Raw genomic sequence first — 19,643 nt, forward strand, 5'->3', positions numbered from 1 at the left:
CTGCGTGTTGATTGCTTGAGCGGCTGAATATGGGCTGTCCGTCATATTGCAGGAGAGAGGGGCCCGGAGAGAAGTTGTCACCTCCCGGTCACAGCTGGCTGAGGATCGTCGGGTCCGTGATCTCCGCGTTCTGGGCGAGCGGCATCGGCCTGCCGAGCATGACGGCGAGCATGCGGTCCACCTCCTGGAGAAGACAGTCGCTCGACGGGGGTCGGTTCCCGTCCGCGCCGGGGAGGCCGATTTCCGCGCGATCGACAGGCACTGGTCGTGGGGCGGCGCGAGCGTGGGACCGGCCCCCGGACGAACGGGTTCGAGGCGCGCGGCTTCTGAGAGGGAGCGGGGCCTGCTCGTGGAGGGGTGGCCTCTGGCTGGATCCCGTCCAACTACTGTGACGGACGGGGCGGTTGATCAGAGACTGCCCCCATGAACTCCCTGAGGAAAGCCGCCGCCGCGCTGTCGGCCGCGGCCGCGTTGCTGATCGCGACACCCCCCACTGCCTCGGCGACCCCCACCCCGCACGCCATGTACGGCGGGACCTTCGTGAAGGAGAACTTCAACCGGCTCCCCCTCGGCCCCGTCACCGGCGGCCGTGGCTGGACCACCGACACCGCGAACGGGTCGCTGACCGTCGAGCGGGCCGCCGACGGGCGCGGCCGGGAGCTCCGGATCCGCACCGAGGGCAACGGCCGGGCCTTCATGGTCTTCCCCGAGCTCGCCCCGCCCGGCAACAGCCTCTGGGCGCGGATACGGCTGCGTGTCGACCGCTTCCCGACGGCGCCCCAGTGGGCCCACTGGACCCTCGCGGAGGCGTCCGGCTCCGACTCCCCCACCCTGGTGCGCCCGCTCGGCGGCCAGTACGCCCCCACCGACAACGGCAACTTCTACGGTGTCGGCTCCGACCTCGGCCCCACCGGCGACTGGACCAACTGGCGCACGTCCGCGCCGACCGCCGACGGGGCGTGGACCTGCGCGGAGTTCCACCTCGACGCGACGGACAACCGGGTCACCGTGTACCTCAACGGTGTCGAGCAGCCCGACCTGACGGTCTCGACGAAGCAGCACGGCGGCACGGCGGACGACTTCGTCTTCCCGACGTTCGACAAGCTGAAGCTGGGCTGGCAGCTGTACCAGGCCGACCCCAGCCCGTCGTCGTACGACGTCCGGATGGACGACATCGCGCTGAGCTCGCGGCGGGTGGGGGGTTGCGCGTCCTGAGCCGGGGCCCGCGTCAGTCGACGCGGGCCACGACCAGGGCGATCCGGGACTCCGCCAGGTAGAAGTGGTCGGGGAAGTACTCGATGTGCAGGTGCTCCCCCGGCACGCCCTCCTGGCACAGGCCCCGGACGTTCTGGCCCAGGACCTCCATGGACTCCCGGGAGCCCGTGAAGATGAGGGCCTGCGCCTCCTCGTCGAAGGAGATCTCCACCAACCCGTGGGGCGTCGTCCGCACCCGTACGCCCGCGAGACTGCGCGCGTACGGGGCGGGGTCGGCCCCCCGGCCGGTGGTGATCTCCGCGTCGTCCCGGATCAGGACGTCCGCCCACGTGAGGAGGGCGTCGACGGTCCCGGAGATCTCCACCTCACCGGCGTCCTCGGTGGCACGGACGATCAGGTCGGACTGGATCACGGAACGTCTCCTGGTCTCGCGGTGCTGATGTCGATCGGTGTGTGCGGGTCCGCCAGCGGACCCGACCGCACCGTCTGACCGTTGATCTGGGTCTCCAGGTTCAGGTGGGGGCCGTACTGCTGCACGTGCGGGGACTTGAGGTTGATGTCGAACCGGGCGATCTGGGTGATCTTCCGGCCGGCGGCGTCCCGGAACGTCCTGATGAACTGCCAGCCGCCACTGCCCGAGACCACGACCCGGCCCTCACCGCCGACGAAGGCGGCCGCCCGCGACACCGCCTCGTCCATCGAGATGGGGCAGCTGGAGTTGTGCACCAGGACCGGCGTGTGCCCGGCCAGCACATAGTACGTGTGCAGGTCGGCGACGGTGAGGTTGTAGGTGCGGGCATGCCTGGCGAAGGCACGGTTGCCGGTGACGATGACGGTGTCGCCGGTGTCGGTGAGCAGGGTCATCCCCGAGGCGAGGTCGCCCGCCTCGATCCAGTCGCCCTCGGACGGCGACCAGAACGGGTGCTCGTGGGTGGCCGTGAGCTTCTCGACGCCGTCCTCGGTGGCGATCGACAGCTCGTTGAAGTACTTGTCGGACTCCGTGACGATCAGCCGTGTGACCTTCCGCGGCCCGGACTCGCCGGTCTCCGGGTCGAGGGCCTGGACCTCGTCGCCGAGTTCGACGTCCTCGATGTCCTTGGTGGTGCCGTCGGCCATCAGGACGTCCGTGCCGGCCAGGAAGCACTTGCAGCCGACGGGCAGCCCCCGTCTCCCCGATCCGCCCTTGGCGGCCCGGCCCTCGGCCGCGACGGCGGCGCCGCCCCGGCCCCCGGTGACCAGGGCGCCGATGAATCCCTCGATCAGCTTGCCGCGCTCGAACGCCTTGGCGTCCGCGACGCACTTGTTGAAGTTCTCGACGCAGTAGTTGGCGGCGATGCGCTTGGCCTCGCCCACGTCGTCGTGGTGCAGCAGGTACTTGTACGCCTGGCGGCAGGCCTCCCGGCCGAAGCACGCGTTGCCGGGTCCGGAGTTCTCGTAGACGGGGGTGACCCAGTAGTCCGTCTCGGGCGAGTCGCCGTTCGGGCTGTTCATCAGGAAGTGCTTCAGCAGTTCCTGGAGGTCGTTCGTCTTCGGTGTCTGGCTCTTGGTCCACACCTTGCCGGCGGCCTGGGTCTCCTCCCAGCCCCCGGTGGTCGTGGAGTAGAGGAACTTCCCGTCGTTGTCGTAGCAGGCCGAGGTGGTGCAGCCGGGCCCGTGGTGCGGGTCCGCCCAGACGGAGTCGGGGTTGTTCACGCTACAGCCGTCGCAGAACAGGCCCGACGGGTCGGAGTTGGTGACGGGGCTGTTGTTGCTGTAGGCGTACCCGTTCATCTGCAACGGGTCGGTGACGTCGATGACGGGGTCGGCGGAGAGGAAGCGACCGGAGTTCTGGTCGTACTCGCGGGCGCCGACATGGGTCAGGCCGGTGGCGGTGTCGTCGATGCCGACGCCCAGGTAGCCGCGCTTGTTGGGCCAGGCCGACGGCTTCGTCCCACGGACCTCGCCGTAGGGCTTGAAGGCACGGCGGGTGACCGCCTGGCCGCTGGTGAGCGCCACCGAGGTGTCGGAGGTGCCGAGGTGGTCGGCGAGCTGGACGGCGAGCTGGTGGCCCGTCGTGGCGCCGTTGCTCGCGGTCCGGGTCACCGTCGGCGCGCCGGGCTGGACGTAGGAGCGGGAGGCGCGGCTGATGGTGCCGGACGAGCCGGTCGTCACCTCGGTGTCGCCCAGGTAGAGCGTCGAGCCGGAGGGGGAGTTCTCCAGGATGCGGTTGCCGGCGGCGTCGTAGACGTAGCTCGTCTTCTTGCCGTCGTCGGTGATGGTCTCCAGCTGGTTCTCGTACGTCCAGGTCAGGTTCTGGGTGGTGGCGGCCAGGTCGCGGACCTCGGTGTTGCCCGCGGCGTCGTACCTGTAGGAGCTGCCCTTGCCGGACGGGGTGGAGCTGATCCAGCGCACGGTGTGGGGCTGTGCGGACTCGTAGCCGTAGGTGTAGCCGACGTTCTTGGCGGGGTCCGCGGGGTCGTGTTCCGTCATCGAGGCCCGGTTGCCCAGCCAGTCGAAGGTGAACGACTGGCGGTAGGCGGTCCCGCCGGTGGCGACGGTCGCGGCGTCGGGGGCGGCGGCGGCCAGCGTCGCCGTCAGGGTCGCGTCCGGGGCGGTGGTGTCGCTCGCCTCGTCGGGTGCCTCGGCCACGGGGCCCGAGGAGGCCGCGTAGTCGGTGCGGTGGCCCCACGCGGTGCCGTTGGAGGCCTTGCAGCCGTTGCCGGCCCCGGTGGGCGTGACCTTGGAGGTCCAGGCGTGGACCAGCTCACCCAGCACGTCGTAGGTGAAGCACTGGGTGTCCCAGACCGAGGTGCTCGGGTCGCCGAGCCGTCGGGCGAGGGAGGTGATGGAGCCGGACTGGTCGTAGGAGTAGTAGCCGTCCGAGACGCGGTGCGGGCCGGAGGTCTCCCGGTCGGCGACCGTGCGCTGGAGACGGCCGGTGTGCGGGTCGACGAAGTTGGTCGTCCAGACCCGGTTGGGCTGCGCGCCCGACACGGTGCGCAGGACGTCGCCGAGCGGCGAGTAGGTGACGTCGGAGGTGTACCAGCTCAGACCCGAGGTCGACTCGGCGAAGCCGTCGCCGTTGTAGCGGGTGACGACCTTCTCCTTCGCGAGCCCGCCGACGGCCGGAAGGGTGACCGACTGCTGCTTGCCGGTCGGGGTGTACGTGTACGCGTAGGCGTAGGTGCCGGCGAGGCCCGTCGTCATCGGGTTGGAGGGGATGACGGTCTCGGTGCCGGTGGGCCGGTAGTCGGTGTCGTAGCCGGTGACACGGCTGATGTAGTCGCCGCCCGCGGTGTGCCGGGTCGAGGCGACCGGCTGGCCGAGCGCGCCGGACAGGGTGTCGTAGGTGAACGACAGGACGGGCGTCGAGGACGAACCCTCGCGGACGGCCTTGACCCGGCCCAGTTCGTCGTACTCGGTGTGCGTGGTGCGCGACTTGGCGTCCGTGACCTTGTTCGGGCGGTCGGCGCTGTCGTACCAGGTCTCCGTGCGGCCCATGTCGGGGTCGGTGACGGAGGTCATCCGGCCGCGGGCGTCATAGGTGTACGACCAGGTGCTGCCCGCCGGGTCGGTGACCTTGCTGCGGTTGCCGCGGGCGTCGTACTCGTAGGAGGTCGTGCGTCCGGCGGTGCTGCTGTCGTCCTTGACGTAGTGGCGGACGGCGGTGACCCGGCCCAGGGCGTCGGTGTACGTCCGTGTCTTGGGGGCGGTCGCGCCGGGCGGGTTCACGAAGGTCGTGGTGTCGGTGTACGTCGTGTACGTCGCGAACCGGAAGCCGCCGTCGTGGTACGTCGACAGGCGGACCTGCCGCTCCATGCCGTCGTACCGCTTCTTGAGGTAACTGGGGATCGCCGTCTTCGACCGGGGCTCGAAGAGCGCGGCGGCGGGCTCGCCCTTGGCGAGATAGGCGCCGGTCTGCTCGTCGACGAGGCCGTGGTCGTTGTAGCTGACGTCGGTGATGATCCGGCCGGGCCCATGGGCCTCGGACTGGGTCTGGACCTGGCGCATCAGACCGTCGTAGAGGGTCACCTGGCGGCTGTAGGAGCCGTTGTCCTTCAGGGTCCGGGTGGTGACGGCGGCCGGGCGGGTCTCCGACGAGGTGGCGATCGCCGGCTGGTAGGCGATCTCGACGTCCGGTGTCTTCCCGCCCGACGAGCGGGACGGCGACCAGCCCTTCACGAAGCGCCCGAGGGCGTCGTACTCGTTCTTCGTGACCCGGCCGTTGGCGTCGGTGACCGTCAGCGCGAGGCTGCGCCCCGGGTCGAAGGCCGTGGTGACGGCGTGGCCCTTGGCGTTGATCGTCCGCACCGAGGTGACCGGCCCGCCCTCGTCGGCGGGGGTGTACTGGGTCTCGGCGGTGCCCACGCCGGGCTTGGTGACCGTGCGGATCCGGCCCAGCGGGTCGTACGTGGTCCTCGTGACGAGGGAGTAGGAGGTCCCCGCCCCGTCGACACCCGCCGCGGAGGTGACGAGACCCTTCGTCGGGGTCTCACCGTAGGCGAGGTTGTCGTAGCTGTTGCGGACGGCCCGGATCAGCTTGGTCGCCGGGTCGGCCGAGTCGTACGCCGCGCAGGACGTGCCGGTGCTGCGCTGCTCCTTGGTCAGCCCGATGAGCCAGGCGGAGGTGTTGTGGACGTACGACGTCCTGGTGCACGTCTGCTGGGAGAAGGACTCGCCGGAGCCGCTCGGTTTGACGACGGCGGTCTCGACCTGGGTCGGCAGGCCGTAGGTGTCGTCCACCTCGGTGAGCGTGCGGACGGCCTGCCAGCTGCTGTCGACGGTCTGGATCTCGTCGGTGCGCCTGACCCCGCCGCGGTGCGCGAGCAGCGGGTCCATGTCGGCGCCGTTCTCGGCCTCCCGGGGCCGGGACGCGGTCTGCTGGGACCAGGGGAAGGTGAGGGTGCGCCGTTGGACGCGCTTGTCGGAGTTGAGGTAGGCGATGGTCTCGGCGATCTGGCCCGCGTACTGCGGCTCGTCCTCGCCGACGAGGGTGTGTGTGCCCGTCGAGTCCTTCACCGAGCCGCCGACGCCCTGGAAGTAGCGGGTCTCCGAGTACGACTGGGACTGGGGGTCGCCCTGCTGGGAGGTGGACTTGCTGCCCTTGGTCACCGCGACCTGGCGGTAGCCGCGCCACTGGCTGTACGTGCGCAGGGCGGGGCGGGTGAACTCGTCGTCGTTCTTGGCCCAGGCGGGGCCCGTGTACGTGTACTTGGTGACGATGGGTTTGCCGTGCGAGGTGACCTTGTCGGTCTCGGTCACGGAGTGCACGACGTACTTGTTGAACCAGGATTTCGCCGGGGTCTTCTCGTCGCCGTCGGGCGACCAGCGCAGCGGGTAGCAGGTGCCGTTGCCGCGGCCCTTGTCCTCGGCCGGTTCGGTGGCGCAGCCGCCCTTGTACTCGACCTCGATGTCACCGCCGTACTCGGTGGCGACGGTGCCGATGCGGGGCCGGGTGAAGGCGGGGCGCTGGTCGTTCGGGCCGGTGAGGACGAGGTTCGGCAGCTGGCGGTCCTGGAGCCGGGTGCGCAGCGGCGAGGTGGAGCCGACGGAGTACTCGGCGAAGCTGACGCCGTCCTTGTGCTGGAGGGTGCCGGTGGTGTCTCCGGGGGCGAAGCCGCGCCGGGTGATCGAGTTCAGCCACAGGCCCGGGGAGGTGTCGTACCAGTCCTCGGGGAACGACTGGTGCAGCTCGTAGGTGTCGACCTTGCCGAGGCCGGTCTGGCCGGCGCGGGCGCCCTTCGTCGTGACGGTGTCCAGGCGCATCTGCGTCCAGAACGACGGGAAGGCGGGGCACAGCTTCGACGTGGACTTGCAGTTGAGGTTGCCGGGCGTGTCCCACCAGGGGCGGTACGCGCCCGGGTCGTCGGTCTTGGCGAAGTTGGCGGCGTCGCAGGCGGTGGTGGACTTCAGACAGCGCTGCTTCACCCCGAACTCGACGGTCGCCGACGGCTTCGTCAGGTCGGAACGCATGCCGTACTCGATGACCGTGGGGTACGCGTGACGGTCGTACTGCTCGGGCGACTTGAACTTCTTCTTGACGGCGTAGTGGTTGGTCTCCTGCTTCCAGCTGACGACCATCGTGTTGCCGTGCACGTCGACGACCTTGTCCAGGCCCCAGCGCCAGGCCTGCTTCTTGCCCGCTCCGCAACGGGAGTCGGCGAAGGCCGTGGCGTGGCAGGGCTCGCCCGGGTGGTTGCCGAAGACGGGCACCGTGGAGACGGAGTCGGTGTCGGCGTGACCGCCACCGACCTTGTTCAAGCCGAAGTGGTACTTCGTGCCGTCCCGTGTCGTGACGATCCAGTACTCGCCGTTGTTGTCGCCGTTGCTGCCGCCCGTTTTCCGTTCGACGCGGGTGCCGTCGTCGTTCTGCGGGCGGTAGACCTCGGTGTCGGTCTCGGGGTCGCTGCCGGAGGGCGCGTCCCGCACGAGTTCGACGGTCCTGCCGCCCAGCGACATCACCGCGTTGTACGACACCCAGCACAGGTCGTTGGTCTTGTCCTTCTTGGCCGTGTTGTTGGCCGAGCCGGACTTCATCGCCTTGCGGTCGTCCTGGCAGGAGCGGTAGCGGCGCTCGATGTGGCCGGGGTCGTAGTCCCAGCCCTCGCCGATCCAGGAGGACTGCGGCGAGGAGACCGCGACACGGCCGTCCACCGTCTGGGAGTTGTAGTCGAAGGTGACCTGCGGCGCGGGCCCCGCCGGAGCCGCAGGGATCGACAGCGGGTACGACCAGGTGAAGGCGCCGGAGGAACCGCCGGCCGCCCACTTGCCGTTGGAGACGAGCGGGGTCGCCTTGAAGGTGCCGCCCGCTCCGCCGCCCGAGTCGACCGCGCCGACGACGGCGGCGTCACCGGTCGCGGCGACGGGCGTGGCGGAGGCCCCCGCCTTGCGGTAGGCGGCCTGCGCGACGGTGGGCCCGCCGGACTGGGCGACCTTCGCGGCGGCCGCCGGGGTGACCGTGCCGTCGGCGGCGGTGTCGACCGTGGCGGTGATCGACTGGGCCTTGGTGTCGTTGACGGTCTCCAGTTCCTCGTACTCCTGGCACGCCTCGACGTCCGGCGTGGTCAGGTAGCACTCGGGGAACTGGACGAAGCGCAGCCGGGAGGCCCAGTCGGCGCCGTACAGGTTCTTGAACTTCGTGTAGTCGAGCTTGACGGAGACCGGGACGGACCCGGTGGCGGGCGCCTGGACCTTGACCACGGCGCCGTCGACGCCCTGGGCGACGGTGGAGGCGCGGTCGTAGACCTGGACGCCCCAGGTGCCGGTGGGCGCCGCCTGGTCGGGGGCCTGGCCGAGGCTGACGGGGAGGTCCTCGACGGGCTTGAGGTCGACCTGCTGCGCCGTCGAGGCCGTGCGGGCCGAAGCCGTGGGGGCCTTGGCCGTGCGGGCCTTGGCCGTGCGATCCGAGGTGCGGGCCGTCGCGGGGGTGGTGGTCGCGGTGCCGCCGAAGCTGACCGTGCCGGTGTCGGCGAGCGGTGCGGTGGCGGTGCCGGCGGGGGCCTGCTCCAGGTCCTCGGGGACCTCGACCTTCAGGGTCTCCAGATCCCGTTCGAACGTCTCGCCCGCCAGGGGCTTGTCCTGGTCGAGCGCCTCCAGGTCGAGGGTCTCGCGGCCCTTCTCCGCGACGGCCGGATCGGGCGGCACGGCCAAGGACTGGGCGGGCAGGAGGCCCACCAGCAGGGCCGCGCCGATCGCGGGCACGACGGCTCTGCGCACACGGGCACGACGGACATTCGAGTAGCGACCGAACACGGCGAGGTCCCCCCGGACCACTCGAGGCGGGCCAGGAACGGACCACGCGTGATGGCGTATCAGATGCCGGAGATTCTGTGGGGCCCGTGTGAAGTTTCGCTAGATCGACTGTGCGTATGTGATGACCGTCACGGTGCGTAAGCACGGATAGCGGCCAGTGGGGCCCAGATACGGGATTTGCCGAGGTAAGGGAAAGCCCCACCCCTCCGCGATCAATGGCGTAATTCACCAGTTCCTCTGGCAAATAACCATCGAATCGGGGGAGTTCAGCAACGGTTCGCGGCTTTTCGCCGCAACCCCTGTGGCTGGTATACGTCTTGCCCCCCGCCGGGCCCCACCACACTTACGGACCGCGGCCTTGATCCACTCAATCCCCCGCGACGGCTGCGAAGCGTGACGACGGCCCGCTCATAGGTCATCATCGGCTCGCCCGGCCGAGCCCTGCCCGTGCCGGTTCCAAGGGGGGAAGGGGGAACTCGCCCGATGACGCGCAAGGAGCGCAACTGGCGTCGTGTGCCCGGCAGACGCACCACGGCCGCCGTACTCACCGCGGCGCTGGCCGCGACCGGTATCACCTTCATCGGCCTCGGCCTGGACGAGCCCGGCTCGCGCGACGGCTCGGACGGCGCAGGCCGCAAGAAGCCGGTCGGGGAGGCCGCCGCGCTCGCGCGGGCGGCCGAGACCGGCAGGCCCGTCGAGGTCACGACGGCGCGTACGGCGAGGTCCACGACGTGGGCGCGTCCCGACGGCCAGATGGCGAAGAGGCTGTACTCGTCGCCGATCCGGGCCAAGGTGGGCGGCGAGTGGAAGCCGATCGACTACGACCTGAGCCGCACCGCCAAGGGCTGGGAGCCCAAGGCCACCAACGCGAGGATGGTGTTCTCGGCCGGGTCGAAGGCCGCGCGCGGCGAGGACGGGCAAGGCGACGAGCGCGCCTCCCGCGCCGGCTCCGGCGTGCGGCGGATCTCCCTGGTCAAGGGCGTGCGCACGGCCGCCGCCGCGGACGCGAGCCCCCTGGTCACCCTCACCGTCGACGGCTACACCATCCAGCTGACCTGGCCGGGCCCGGTCCCCGCCCCGATCATCGACGGCTCCCGCGCGCTGTACCCGGAGATCCTCCCGGGCGCCGACCTGGTGCTGACCGCCGACGACGACGGCTTCGCCCAGCTGCTCGTGCTCAAGAACCGCACGGCAGCCGCCGACCCTCGGGCCCAGCAGCTGTCGTACGGCATCACCGCCGCCGATCTGACGTTCCGGCTCGACCCGGTGACCAGTGTGCTGAGCGCGGAGAACGCGTACGGCAACGAGGTGGCCGTCTCGCCGACCCCGTTGATGTGGGACAGCTCCGGTTCCCCCGCGGTGACCGACGGCCAGGTCGGGGCCACCGCGCAGCCGACCACGGAGGAGAGCCCGGAGCCCACCGCGCCGGAGTCCGACGAGCCGGGCGACAGCCCGAGCCCCACCGAGGGGCTGATCGAGACCGACGAGCAGGGCGACACCAACCCCGAGACGCTGCCGCCGGCCACCGACGGTCCCGCGCCGACGGTGCCGGAGTCCCCGCTGCCGTCCGCGCCGGCCGAGCCGACGCCCGCGCCCACCCAGGGCGGCTCGGCGGCCACGCTCAGCCTGCCCGGCCTGGACGGCCCCTCGCCCGACTCGCGCGGCGAGCTGGTCGAGGCCGATCTGTCGGGGGCGAACTGGGTGCTCACCCCGGACACGGAGTTCCTGACCGACCCGGCCACCACGTACCCGGTGTTCGTCGACCCGTCGGTGAAGAAGCACACCCAGAACTGGACGACCGCGTACAGCCGCCACCCCAACGCCACGTTCTACAACGGCAAGGGCTTCAACAAGGGCGGCACGCACGAGGCCCGTGTCGGCTTCGAGTCGGACACCTGGGGCACCTCGCGCTCCTACTTCAACATCGCCTTCGACAAGGACCTCAAGGGCACGAAGATCACGAGTGCGAAGCTGCGCATGCTGGAGACGTACTCCTGGTCGTGCAGCTCCCGTTCGATGAGCGTGCACCTCACGGGCCCGGTCAACGGCAAGACCAACTGGAAGAACGCGCCCAAGCTGAGCGACGGGAACAAGTTCGCGACCAAGAGCTTCGCGCACGGCTACAAGTCCGGCTGCCGGGACGCGTACGAGACCTTCGACGTGCGCCGGGCCGCGCAGAAGCGGGCCGACGAGGGCAAGGACACCATCACCTTCGGCCTGCGGGCGCGGGACGAGCACTCCCAGTACTCGTGGAAGAAGTTCCAGGCCAACGGCGACAACGCCCCCGTCCTCGAACTCGTCTACAACCGCAAACCGACCATCGACGCCAAGTCGCTCGACCTCGGCCCGGACGCCAAGTGCACCACCACCGAGCCGTACGTCCGCATGGGCTCGGGCAACCTGACGTTCACCGCGCGGGGAGCCGACAAGGACAAGAACCTCGACTTCCTCGACTTCGACCTGTGGCCGACCGGCAAGTGGGACTCGACCCATGATCTGCTGGGCTCCACCGGCAAGGTGTCGGTGGGCGGCGACAAGGACGTCGCACTGCGCACCACCAGCGGCTTCTCCACCGGCAAACTCACCAACGGCACCCTGTACTCGTGGCGGGTGCGGGCCGTGGACGACGCGAACTCCAGCTCCGGGTACGCCCCGGCCAGCACCCCGTGCCGCTTCGTCCTCGACACCACCGCGCCCAGGCCGCCGAAGGTCAGCTCGACCGACTTCCCGAACGCGGACGGCGCCGAGAACGGTTTCGGCAACGACGCCGAGGACGCCAACTGGTCCACGAAGAAGTTCGGCACCCCCGGCTCCTTCACCGTGCGCGCGCTCAACACGGACGTCGTCCGCTACGAGTACGGCTTCAACGCGGCGAGCTACCCGTTCAGCGTGAACCGCACCAGCGGCACGGCCACCACGGTCAGCGCGACCCTCGCGAACGCGAAACCGCCGACGGCGGGACCCAACGTGCTGTACGTGCGCACGGTGGACGCCGCGGGCAATCCCTCGCAGCCGACGAAGTACTTCTTCTACGTCACCCCGCGCGACCAGGCCGACTCCCCCGGCGACTTCACCGGGGACAAGCTGCCCGACCTGATGGTGGTCTCCGACGCCGGCAACCTGGTGATGTACCCCTCCCAGGCCACCAACGACCTGGTCAAGGGCACCGGCGACCTCGACTACTCGATGTCGGGCGCCTACCGGGCGAACCCCGACAAGGACCCGAACGGCGACGACCTGCCGTCGTTCGTCGCCGCGCCCGCCGGCCACTTCAAGGGCGCGCTCATCACCCACAACGGCGACATCTACGGCGGTGACGGCCTCCAGGACCTGGTGGTCCGGCTCGGCGACAAGCTGTGGGTCTACCCGGGCGACGGCTACGGCGCGGTCAACATCGACCGCCGGGTGGAGATCCTGCTCCCGTCCAACGCGCCGAACCCGTCCACCCTGACCCAGATCGTCTCGGCGGGCGACGCCACCGGGGACGGCCGCACCGACTTCTTCGCCACCATGGGCGACGAACTGTGGGCGTTCACCGGCTACCACGGCGCCACGATCGACCAGGCGATCCGGCTGTCCTCCGCGGCCTGGACCGAGCGGGACATCGTCAGTGTGGCGGACTTCAGCGGCGACGGCGTGACGGACCTGATCTACCGCAGCGACGTCTCCGGCCGCCTGCTGTCCCGCAAGGGCGTCAAGGCGGGCAGCGGTACGGGCACCGACCTGAACTCCCTGGCCGCCGCCGCCAACTCGGCCGACGGCGAGGACGGGATCTACGGTGCCTCCGGCTGGGGCAGCGGCAACATCTATCTGCTGGCCGGCACGCCGGACGCCAACGGCGACGGGATCCCGGACATCTGGACCGTCCACACCAACGGCACCGTCCGCTTCTACACCGGCAGCCGCACGGCGCTGTCCGGTTCGGGCACGGAGATCATCGGCTCGGCGAGCTACTGGAAGAACCGGATCGCCATCGGCTGACCGCAGCACGAGGACGAGGGGCCGACCGCGAACGTCCGCGGTCGGCCCCTCGTCCTTCTCGCCCGCTCCGCCCCCCCATCACCCGTCCCCCCGTGTCCCCCGTTCCGTCGACCCTCCCGCGCCGCCCGCCGTCGTTCCCGGGGTTCCGGCGGCCCGCGCTCTAACCTGACGGCATGTCAGATGATGAGTCGTACGAACTGCTCGGTTTCGACAACATCCTCCTGCCCGTCGGCGACCTCGACGAGGCCGTCGCCTTCTACGGGCGGGCGGGATTCGACGTCGCCTTCCACCTCGACGAGGCGGGGATCGCCCTGCTGAAGGTGGGCAAGGAGACCCCCGGACTGCTGCTCCGGCTGGAGGACGAGCTGCGGCACCGGCCGCCGGGGTGGGCCGCCGCCCGGGTGTGGCTGGAGGTGCGGGACGCCCGGTCCGCCGCCCGCGCCCTCACGGCGGCCGGGGTCCAGCCGATCGACCCGCCGTTCTCCGTCGCCACCGGCTGGACCGTCGAGTTCGCCGACCCGTGGGGGAACGTCATCGGTCTCACGGACTACACCAAGCGGCCCGAACTGGCCCGCACCTCCTGACCCCTCCCCGACTCCGCCCCCTCTCCCCGCCCCCTCCGGATCTCCGCTTGAACATGTTCAAAAACAGGGCTACTGTCTCACCGACAGCACGTTTTGAACGTGTTCAAGTAAGTCGGAAGGGGTGGGGGCATGGACCTCACGGTCGTCGCGTACGTCATCTATCTGCTGGTCAGCGTGGGTCTGACGGTCTGGGTGGCGAGGACGCTGAGCAGGAACGGGCGGATCTTCCTCGAAGACGTGCTCCACGGGAACGAGAAGCTCGCGGACGCGGTGAACCACCTGCTGGTCGTCGGCTTCTACCTCGTGAACCTGGGCTTCGTGGCCCTCTACCTGAACGCGGACGGCGCCATCGAGAGCCCCCGCGAGGTGTTCGAGGAAGTGTCGGCGAAGCTCGGCGTGGTGCTGCTGGTGCTGGGGGCGCTGCACCTGGGCAATGTCTTCGTGCTCAACAAGTTCCGGCGGCGGGGCGCCATGGAGCGGGAGCAGGTGCCGCCGGTCGCGCCGCAGGGCTGGACCACACACGCGGCGCCCTCGGTCCCGCCGGCCGGGGCGTGACCCCGATGACGGCGATCGAGGCCACCGTGGACCGGGGCGCCGCGCGCGTCCCGGTCCACGGGCTCACCGTGCTCTACGACGCCCGGTGCACCCTCTGCGTCTTCGTCAGGGAGTGGCTGGGCAGGCAGCGGCAGCTGGTGCCGCTCGACTTCGTCGCGGCCGGGTCCGACGAGGCCCGGCGGCGCTTCCCCGCACTCGACCACCGGGCGACCCTCGCGGAGATCACCGTCGTCGGGGACGCCGGGCAGGTGTACCGGGGCTCCGCCGCCTGGGTCGTCTGCCTGTGGGCGCTGCGCGAGCACCGGCCGCTGGCCCACCGGCTGAGCACCCCCGCCGGGGCACGGCTCGCCCGCCGCGCGGTGCTCGCCGCCGCGAAGTGGCGGGGCGTCGAGCAGGGAAGCGGTACACGCGAGGCGGGCGCCCGGCCGCAGTGGGGCGGCGGCATCTACTCCGGCGCGGACGGCTGGACGTACGACCCCCGGCACGGCTGGACGTACACCGCGCCCCGGCCCGACGCCCCTTCCGGCGCCCCCAGCCCGGCCGCCGCTCCGGGCGGCCCGCCCGGCACCCCCACCCCCGCCCTCCCCGGCGGCTGCGACAGCGGTACCTGCCCGACTGGTTAGGCTCTGCCCGTGCCCGCAGTGAACGACGAACCCAGCGCAGAGCCCGGCCCCGAGCCCCCCGTGGCGGAGCCACCGGCCGACGACGACGGGGCACCCGGCGGCCCCCGGGGCGGCTCCGCCAAGTCCGAGCAGACCCGCGCGCTCATCCTGGAGACCGCGCTGCGGCTCTTCCAGGAGCGCGGGTACGACAAGACGACGATGCGGGCGATCGCCAAGGAGGCCGGGGTCTCCGTCGGCAACGCGTACTACTACTTCGCCGGCAAGGAGCACCTGATCCAGGGGTTCTACGACCGGATCGGCGCGGAGCACCGGGCGGCGGTGCGGCCGGTGCTGGAGCGGGAGACGGACCTGCAGGCGCGGATCGCCGGGGTCCTGACGACCTGGCTGGACGTGGCGGAGCCGTACCACGAGTTCGCGGCGCAGTTCTTCAAGAACGCGGCCGACCCGGACAGCCCCCTCAGCCCGTTCTCCCCGGAGTCGGCGGGCGCGCGCGAGGAGTCCATCGCGGTCCACCGCGAGGTCCTCGCCGGTGCGAAGGCGAAGGTCCCGGAGGAACTGCGCGAGGTCCTGCCCGAGTTGATGTGGCTCTCGCAGATGGGGCTCGTCCTCTACTGGGTCTTCGACCGCACGGAGGGCCGCGAACGCAGCTACCGCCTCGCGGAGCGCGGGGCCCGCCTGACGACCAGAGGGGTCTCCCTGGCCCGCTTCCGGGTCCTGCGCCCCCTCGTCCACGAGGTCCACGAACTGTTCACGGACTTCCTCCCGGGCATGACGAAGGTCCTGCCGGACCCGGGGGGCCACAGGAAACTCGGGTGATCACTTTCGGGTGAATGGGGTCGAACGGGACCTCTGGACTCGCTCCTGCCTACGATGATGGCCTCGACCCCAGCCCACAGGAGGCACGCGATGTCCGCAGCATCCGTCGAGCGGCCCCACGGCAACCGTCCGCTGATCGCGGAGGCGAACCGGATCGTGGACCGGCTCCCGGGGTACCGCGTCGAGATCATCGGAGGCACGATCGTTGTGACGCCGCCCCCCAACGTCGGCCACGCCCGTGCGTTGTCCAGGTTGCGGACCCCCTTCATCGCCGCGGGCCTGGCCGGTGGTGAAACCGAGGTACTCGAGGGTGTGGGGGTCTGGCTGCCGAACGGCGCCGAAGACTATGCGATCCCGGATCTCGCGGTCGTGGACGCCGACATCGACGACCACCTCATCGAGAACAACTGCTACGACCCGATCGCCTTCCGTCTCGTTCTGGAGGTCACCTCCAGCAACTACGAGAACGACCTTCGTGGCAAGGTCGGCGCCTACGCCCAAGCGAAGATCCCGGTGTACGTCATCATCAACCGCCAGCACCAGCGCGTGCACGTGCTCACCGAGCCGACCGGGGGCGAGTACCAGACCCACCGTATCCACGCCCCCGGCGAAACCGTCACACTGCCCAAGTCGATCGGTGCCGAAGTCACCCTGGACGCCGACCTGATCCTCAAGGCCGGGCAGACGAAGGTCAGCTGACCGCGTCCACCTCCCCCTCCGCCACCCCCGCCAGCTCCACGTCGTACACCAGCGGGCCCTCCCCGACATCCACCTGTCGAGCGCGAGACGTGTGCGCCGGGGATGTCGCCGCCAGGAAATACGTGCCCGGGGCCGGGACCGCGACGATGTACGAGCCGTCCGCCAGGGACGTCACCCGGTCCAGTCGCCGGCCGCCGCGGGTCAGCAGGGTCACGTCGGCGTCGCCCACCGGCTCACCGTCCGCCGTGCGGATGAAGCCGTGCATCACCGAGGCCGGTCCGCCGCCCTCCAGCCCGGTCGCCGGTTCGACGGCCGTCGGCTCCACCTTCGGCTCCACCGCCGGATGCGGCAACCGCTTCTCCACCCCGCCGGCAGCCACCAGTTCGCCTTCCCCAGCAGATGCATCGCGGCCGGCACCAGCGCCGTCCGCAGGATGAACGCCTCCAGGGCGACGGCCGCGCAGTTGATGACCCGGCTGGTCTCGGCGAGGCCGACCCGCACGGCGCGGGCGTTGTCCTTGGTGTGGACCCACTCCTCGTGCATCCGGCTCACCAGGAACACCTGGTAGTCCATGGAGAGCCCGAAGAGGAGGGAGAGCATGATGACCGGCAGGAACGCGGCGATCGGGCCCTCCTTGCCGACGCCGAGCAGTTCCGTGCCCCAGCCCCACTGGAAGATCGCGACCAGGACACCGAAGGAGGCGGCCGCCGCGACGAGGTTCATCAGCGCGGCCGTCAGCGGCACCACCAGGGAGCGGAAGGCGACCATCAGCAGCAGGAAGCCCAGCGCGATGATCGTCGCGACGAAGTAGGGCAGCCGGTCGCCGGTGACCGACGCGAAGTCCTTCGACACCGCCGTCACCCCGCCCACATGGGCCTGCGTCCCGGACGCCGGGATCACGTCGTCCCGCAGCCGGTCGATGAGCCGGTCGGTCCGCTCGTCCTGGGGCGAGGTCGTCGGGACCACCTGGATCGCGGTGACACCGTTCGCGGGCGGTGCGGCGGCACCCAGCTGCGCCGCTTCGTCGGTGACGCCTCCCACGAGCTGCGCACCCCGCTGTCCGCGATCCGCGGCTACCTCCAGCTCCACGAGAAGGGCATGCTCACCGATCCCGCAGAACGCCGTCGCGCCTGGGACCGTATGAACGGCGAGGTCGACCGCATGGGCCACCTCGTGGACGAACTCCTCACCCTCGCCCGCCTCGACCAGCACCCCGAACTCCGGCTGCGGAACGTGGACCTGGCCTGCCTGGTCCGTGACGCCGCCGCCGATCTCCGCGCCCAGCAACCCGAACGCCCGGTCACGGTCGCCGCGGAGGGCGCCCTCCTCGTGCACGCCGACGAGTCGGGCCTGCGGCAGATCCTGGGCAACCTGGTGAGCAACGTACGCACCCACACCCCCGCGGACGTGCCGGTCCGCCTGTGTGTGGCACGGGAGGACGGCACCGTGCGGCTGTCCGTCGCGGACGAGGGGCCGGGGCTGCCGGAGGAGGACGCGGCCAGGATCTTCGACCGCTTCTTCCGGGCGGGCGGGGGCGCCGGCAGCGGCCTGGGCATGGCCATCGTGCAGGGCGTGGCGGAGGCCCACGGCGGCGAGGTCACGGTGACCACGTCCCCGGGCGACGGCCTGGAGGCGACGGTGACCCTGCCGCCGCGCTGAGACGTCCACGGCTCCCGCTCGACGTCGGACCGGTCCGGCCGTCACAGCCGGGACACCCCGTCAGATCCAGTCCAGCCGCCACAGCCGGAACATCCCGGTCGCGTCGGACAGGTACTGGGCCCCGCCGACGTCCTCCGTGCTGAGCACGTACTCCTTGCGCTGCCACAGCGGGATCAGCGGGACGTCGTGCGCGACGACGTCCTGGAGGCTCTTGAAGTCCTCCACCGCCCGGCTGCGGTCCTCGTAGCGCCGGCCGTCCCGGACGAGCCGGTCGACCTCCTCGCTGCTGTACCCGTTCTTCAGGGAGCCGTCGGTGCCCACCAGGGGCCCGCTGAAGGTGTCCGGGTCGGGGAAGTCGGCCACCCAGCCGACGCCGTACGCGTCGAGCTTGCCGTCGGCGTAACGCTGCTGGAAGTCGGCCCAGGGGTAGGCCTTCGTCGTCACGTAGAACAGCCCGGTCGCCTCCAGCTGCCGCTTCAGCTCGGCGGCCTCGGCGACGGCCGACTCCCGGCCCTCGGCGTACCCGTAGGTGAAGCGCACCGGCATGCTCACGCCGGCCGCGTCGAGCAGCTTGCGGGCCCGCTGCGGATCGGGCTTGGGGTACGTGTCGAAGAACGAGGTGGTGTGGCCCGTGACGCCGGCCGGGATCAGGGAGTACAGCGGGTCGGTGGTGCCCTGGTAGACCTGGGAGACCAGTCTCTCCCGGTTGATCAGGGCGGCCAGTGCCTGCCGCACCCGGCGGTCGTGGAGGGGCGAGTTCTCCCTGACGTTGAGGACCAGGTCGCGGGTCTCGGTGCTGTCGGACTCCGTGACCCGCTGGTCGGGGTCGCTGGGCGACAGTCCCGCGAGCACGGCGGGCGGCAGGGTGCGCGCGGCGACGTCGACGCGGCGTTCCTGCCACGCCTTCTCCAGCGCCGCCGAGTCCTTGTAGTAGCGCATGAGGACGGGGCTGCCGGTGTGCTGGACGGCGCCCCGGTAGCTCTCGTTGGGGCTGAGGCGGGCCTGCCGGTCCTTCGTGTACGACGTCAGGACGTACGGTCCGGTGCCGTCGGCGCCGCCGTCGGTCCGCAGCCGGTTCGCCGGGTACTCGGTGCGGTCGACGATCGACCCGGCGCCGGTCGCGATCTTGTACGGGAAGGTGGCGTCCGGCGCGGTGAGGCGGAAGCTGACGGTCTGCCCGTCCACGCTCACCGACTGGAGGGTGTCGAGGAGCGAGGCGGGGCCCACGTCGGAGTTGATCCGCTTGACCCGGTCGAAGGAGTACTTCACGTCGGCCCCGGTCACCTCGCGTCCGCCGGGGAACCTCAGCCCCTGGCGCAGGGTGCAGCGGTAGACGGTGAGCGCGTTGCCGGCGAACGCGCAGTCGCGCGCCGCGTCGGGGACGGGGCTCGCGCCGCCGGGCTCGAAGGTCAGCAGCGACTGGAAGACGTTGTTGAACAGGGCCCAGGATCCGGCGTCGTACGCGCCGGCCGGGTCGAGGGACGTGACCGAGTCGGTCGTCCCGACGGTGATCGTCCGGTCCGTGTCGTGCCGGGCGGGCAGCAGCTGCCAGCCGCCGATCGCCGCGATCGCCAGCACCAGCAGCGACGCGAGAACCCGCGTGCGAACCGACCGCATCGGCGCCCCTCCCCATGACTCCACCCGGCCCACGACGCTCAGTGGCCGCGCGGTGGCGCCGATCACCTAACCACACGCGTTCATGCGCGCGGAAGAGGGGTTTTGTTGAGTTGAGGAAGAACTTGGTAAGCGTGGGGAGCGCGTGAACTACGCGCTCCCCACG

Annotated in this window: 10 protein-coding genes and 2 pseudogenes; 8 read left to right on the forward strand and 4 right to left on the reverse strand. The window is 70.8% G+C overall.

What is annotated here, in order from left to right:
- Positions 1–423: 423 nt before the first annotated feature.
- Positions 424–1,215, forward strand: coding sequence for a hypothetical protein (locus SMA5143A_RS15590; protein ID WP_107463518.1), 792 nt, complete (start codon positions 424–426; stop codon positions 1,213–1,215).
- Between the two features lie 13 nt (positions 1,216–1,228).
- Here SMA5143A_RS15590 and SMA5143A_RS15595 read toward each other — a convergent pair whose 3' ends face one another.
- Complete coding sequence (locus SMA5143A_RS15595) at positions 1,229–1,627, reverse strand: Imm32 family immunity protein (RefSeq protein WP_107463519.1); 399 nt, start codon at positions 1,625–1,627, stop codon at positions 1,229–1,231.
- Positions 1,624–8,910 (reverse strand): polymorphic toxin-type HINT domain-containing protein, encoded by a 7,287-nt coding sequence (locus SMA5143A_RS15600; protein ID WP_258193543.1) that lies wholly within the window; start codon positions 8,908–8,910, stop codon positions 1,624–1,626. Before SMA5143A_RS15600 ends, SMA5143A_RS15595 begins: the two co-directional genes overlap by 4 nt.
- A 519-nt stretch (positions 8,911–9,429) precedes the next feature.
- Here SMA5143A_RS15600 and SMA5143A_RS15605 point away from each other — a divergent pair.
- From SMA5143A_RS15605 to SMA5143A_RS15630, 6 genes are all read left to right on the forward strand, one after another.
- Positions 9,430–12,927: a DNRLRE domain-containing protein gene (locus SMA5143A_RS15605; RefSeq protein WP_107463521.1), complete on the forward strand. Its 3,498-nt coding sequence runs from the start codon at positions 9,430–9,432 to the stop codon at positions 12,925–12,927.
- A 173-nt stretch (positions 12,928–13,100) separates the two neighbouring features.
- A complete protein-coding gene (locus SMA5143A_RS15610) occupies positions 13,101–13,511 on the forward strand; it encodes a VOC family protein (RefSeq protein ID WP_055538330.1) in 411 nt (136 codons plus the stop codon).
- A 129-nt stretch (positions 13,512–13,640) separates the two neighbouring features.
- Positions 13,641–14,066, forward strand: a complete 426-nt coding sequence (locus tag SMA5143A_RS15615; protein WP_107463522.1) for a hypothetical protein — start codon at positions 13,641–13,643, stop codon at positions 14,064–14,066.
- 5 nt (positions 14,067–14,071) lie between these two features.
- Positions 14,072–14,689 (forward strand): thiol-disulfide oxidoreductase DCC family protein, encoded by a 618-nt coding sequence (locus SMA5143A_RS15620; protein ID WP_107463523.1) that lies wholly within the window; start codon positions 14,072–14,074, stop codon positions 14,687–14,689.
- A 60-nt stretch (positions 14,690–14,749) separates the two neighbouring features.
- Positions 14,750–15,505: a TetR family transcriptional regulator gene (locus SMA5143A_RS15625; RefSeq protein WP_107463524.1), complete on the forward strand. Its 756-nt coding sequence runs from the start codon at positions 14,750–14,752 to the stop codon at positions 15,503–15,505.
- A gap of 90 nt (positions 15,506–15,595) precedes the next feature.
- Complete coding sequence (locus SMA5143A_RS15630) at positions 15,596–16,204, forward strand: Uma2 family endonuclease (protein ID WP_107463525.1); 609 nt, start codon at positions 15,596–15,598, stop codon at positions 16,202–16,204.
- Here the strand turns inward: SMA5143A_RS15630 and SMA5143A_RS15635 are convergent.
- A pseudogene (locus tag SMA5143A_RS15635) lies at positions 16,197–17,287 on the reverse strand (MMPL family transporter); the annotation flags it as partial. The gene SMA5143A_RS15630 and the pseudogene SMA5143A_RS15635 sit on opposite strands and share 8 nt — an antisense overlap.
- Between SMA5143A_RS15635 and SMA5143A_RS15640 the strand changes: the two are divergent.
- Positions 17,213–17,863 (forward strand): annotated as a pseudogene (locus tag SMA5143A_RS15640) (sensor histidine kinase); the annotation flags it as partial. The pseudogenes SMA5143A_RS15635 and SMA5143A_RS15640 sit on opposite strands and share 75 nt — an antisense overlap.
- A 60-nt stretch (positions 17,864–17,923) precedes the next feature.
- Here the strand turns inward: SMA5143A_RS15640 and SMA5143A_RS15645 are convergent.
- Positions 17,924–19,480 (reverse strand): ABC transporter substrate-binding protein, encoded by a 1,557-nt coding sequence (locus SMA5143A_RS15645; RefSeq protein WP_107463526.1) that lies wholly within the window; start codon positions 19,478–19,480, stop codon positions 17,924–17,926.
- Positions 19,481–19,643: the final 163 nt, after the last annotated feature.

Origin of the sequence: Streptomyces sp. MA5143a (assembly GCF_900290235.1) — a bacterium.
Classification (GTDB): Bacteria; Actinomycetota; Actinomycetes; order Streptomycetales; family Streptomycetaceae; genus Streptomyces.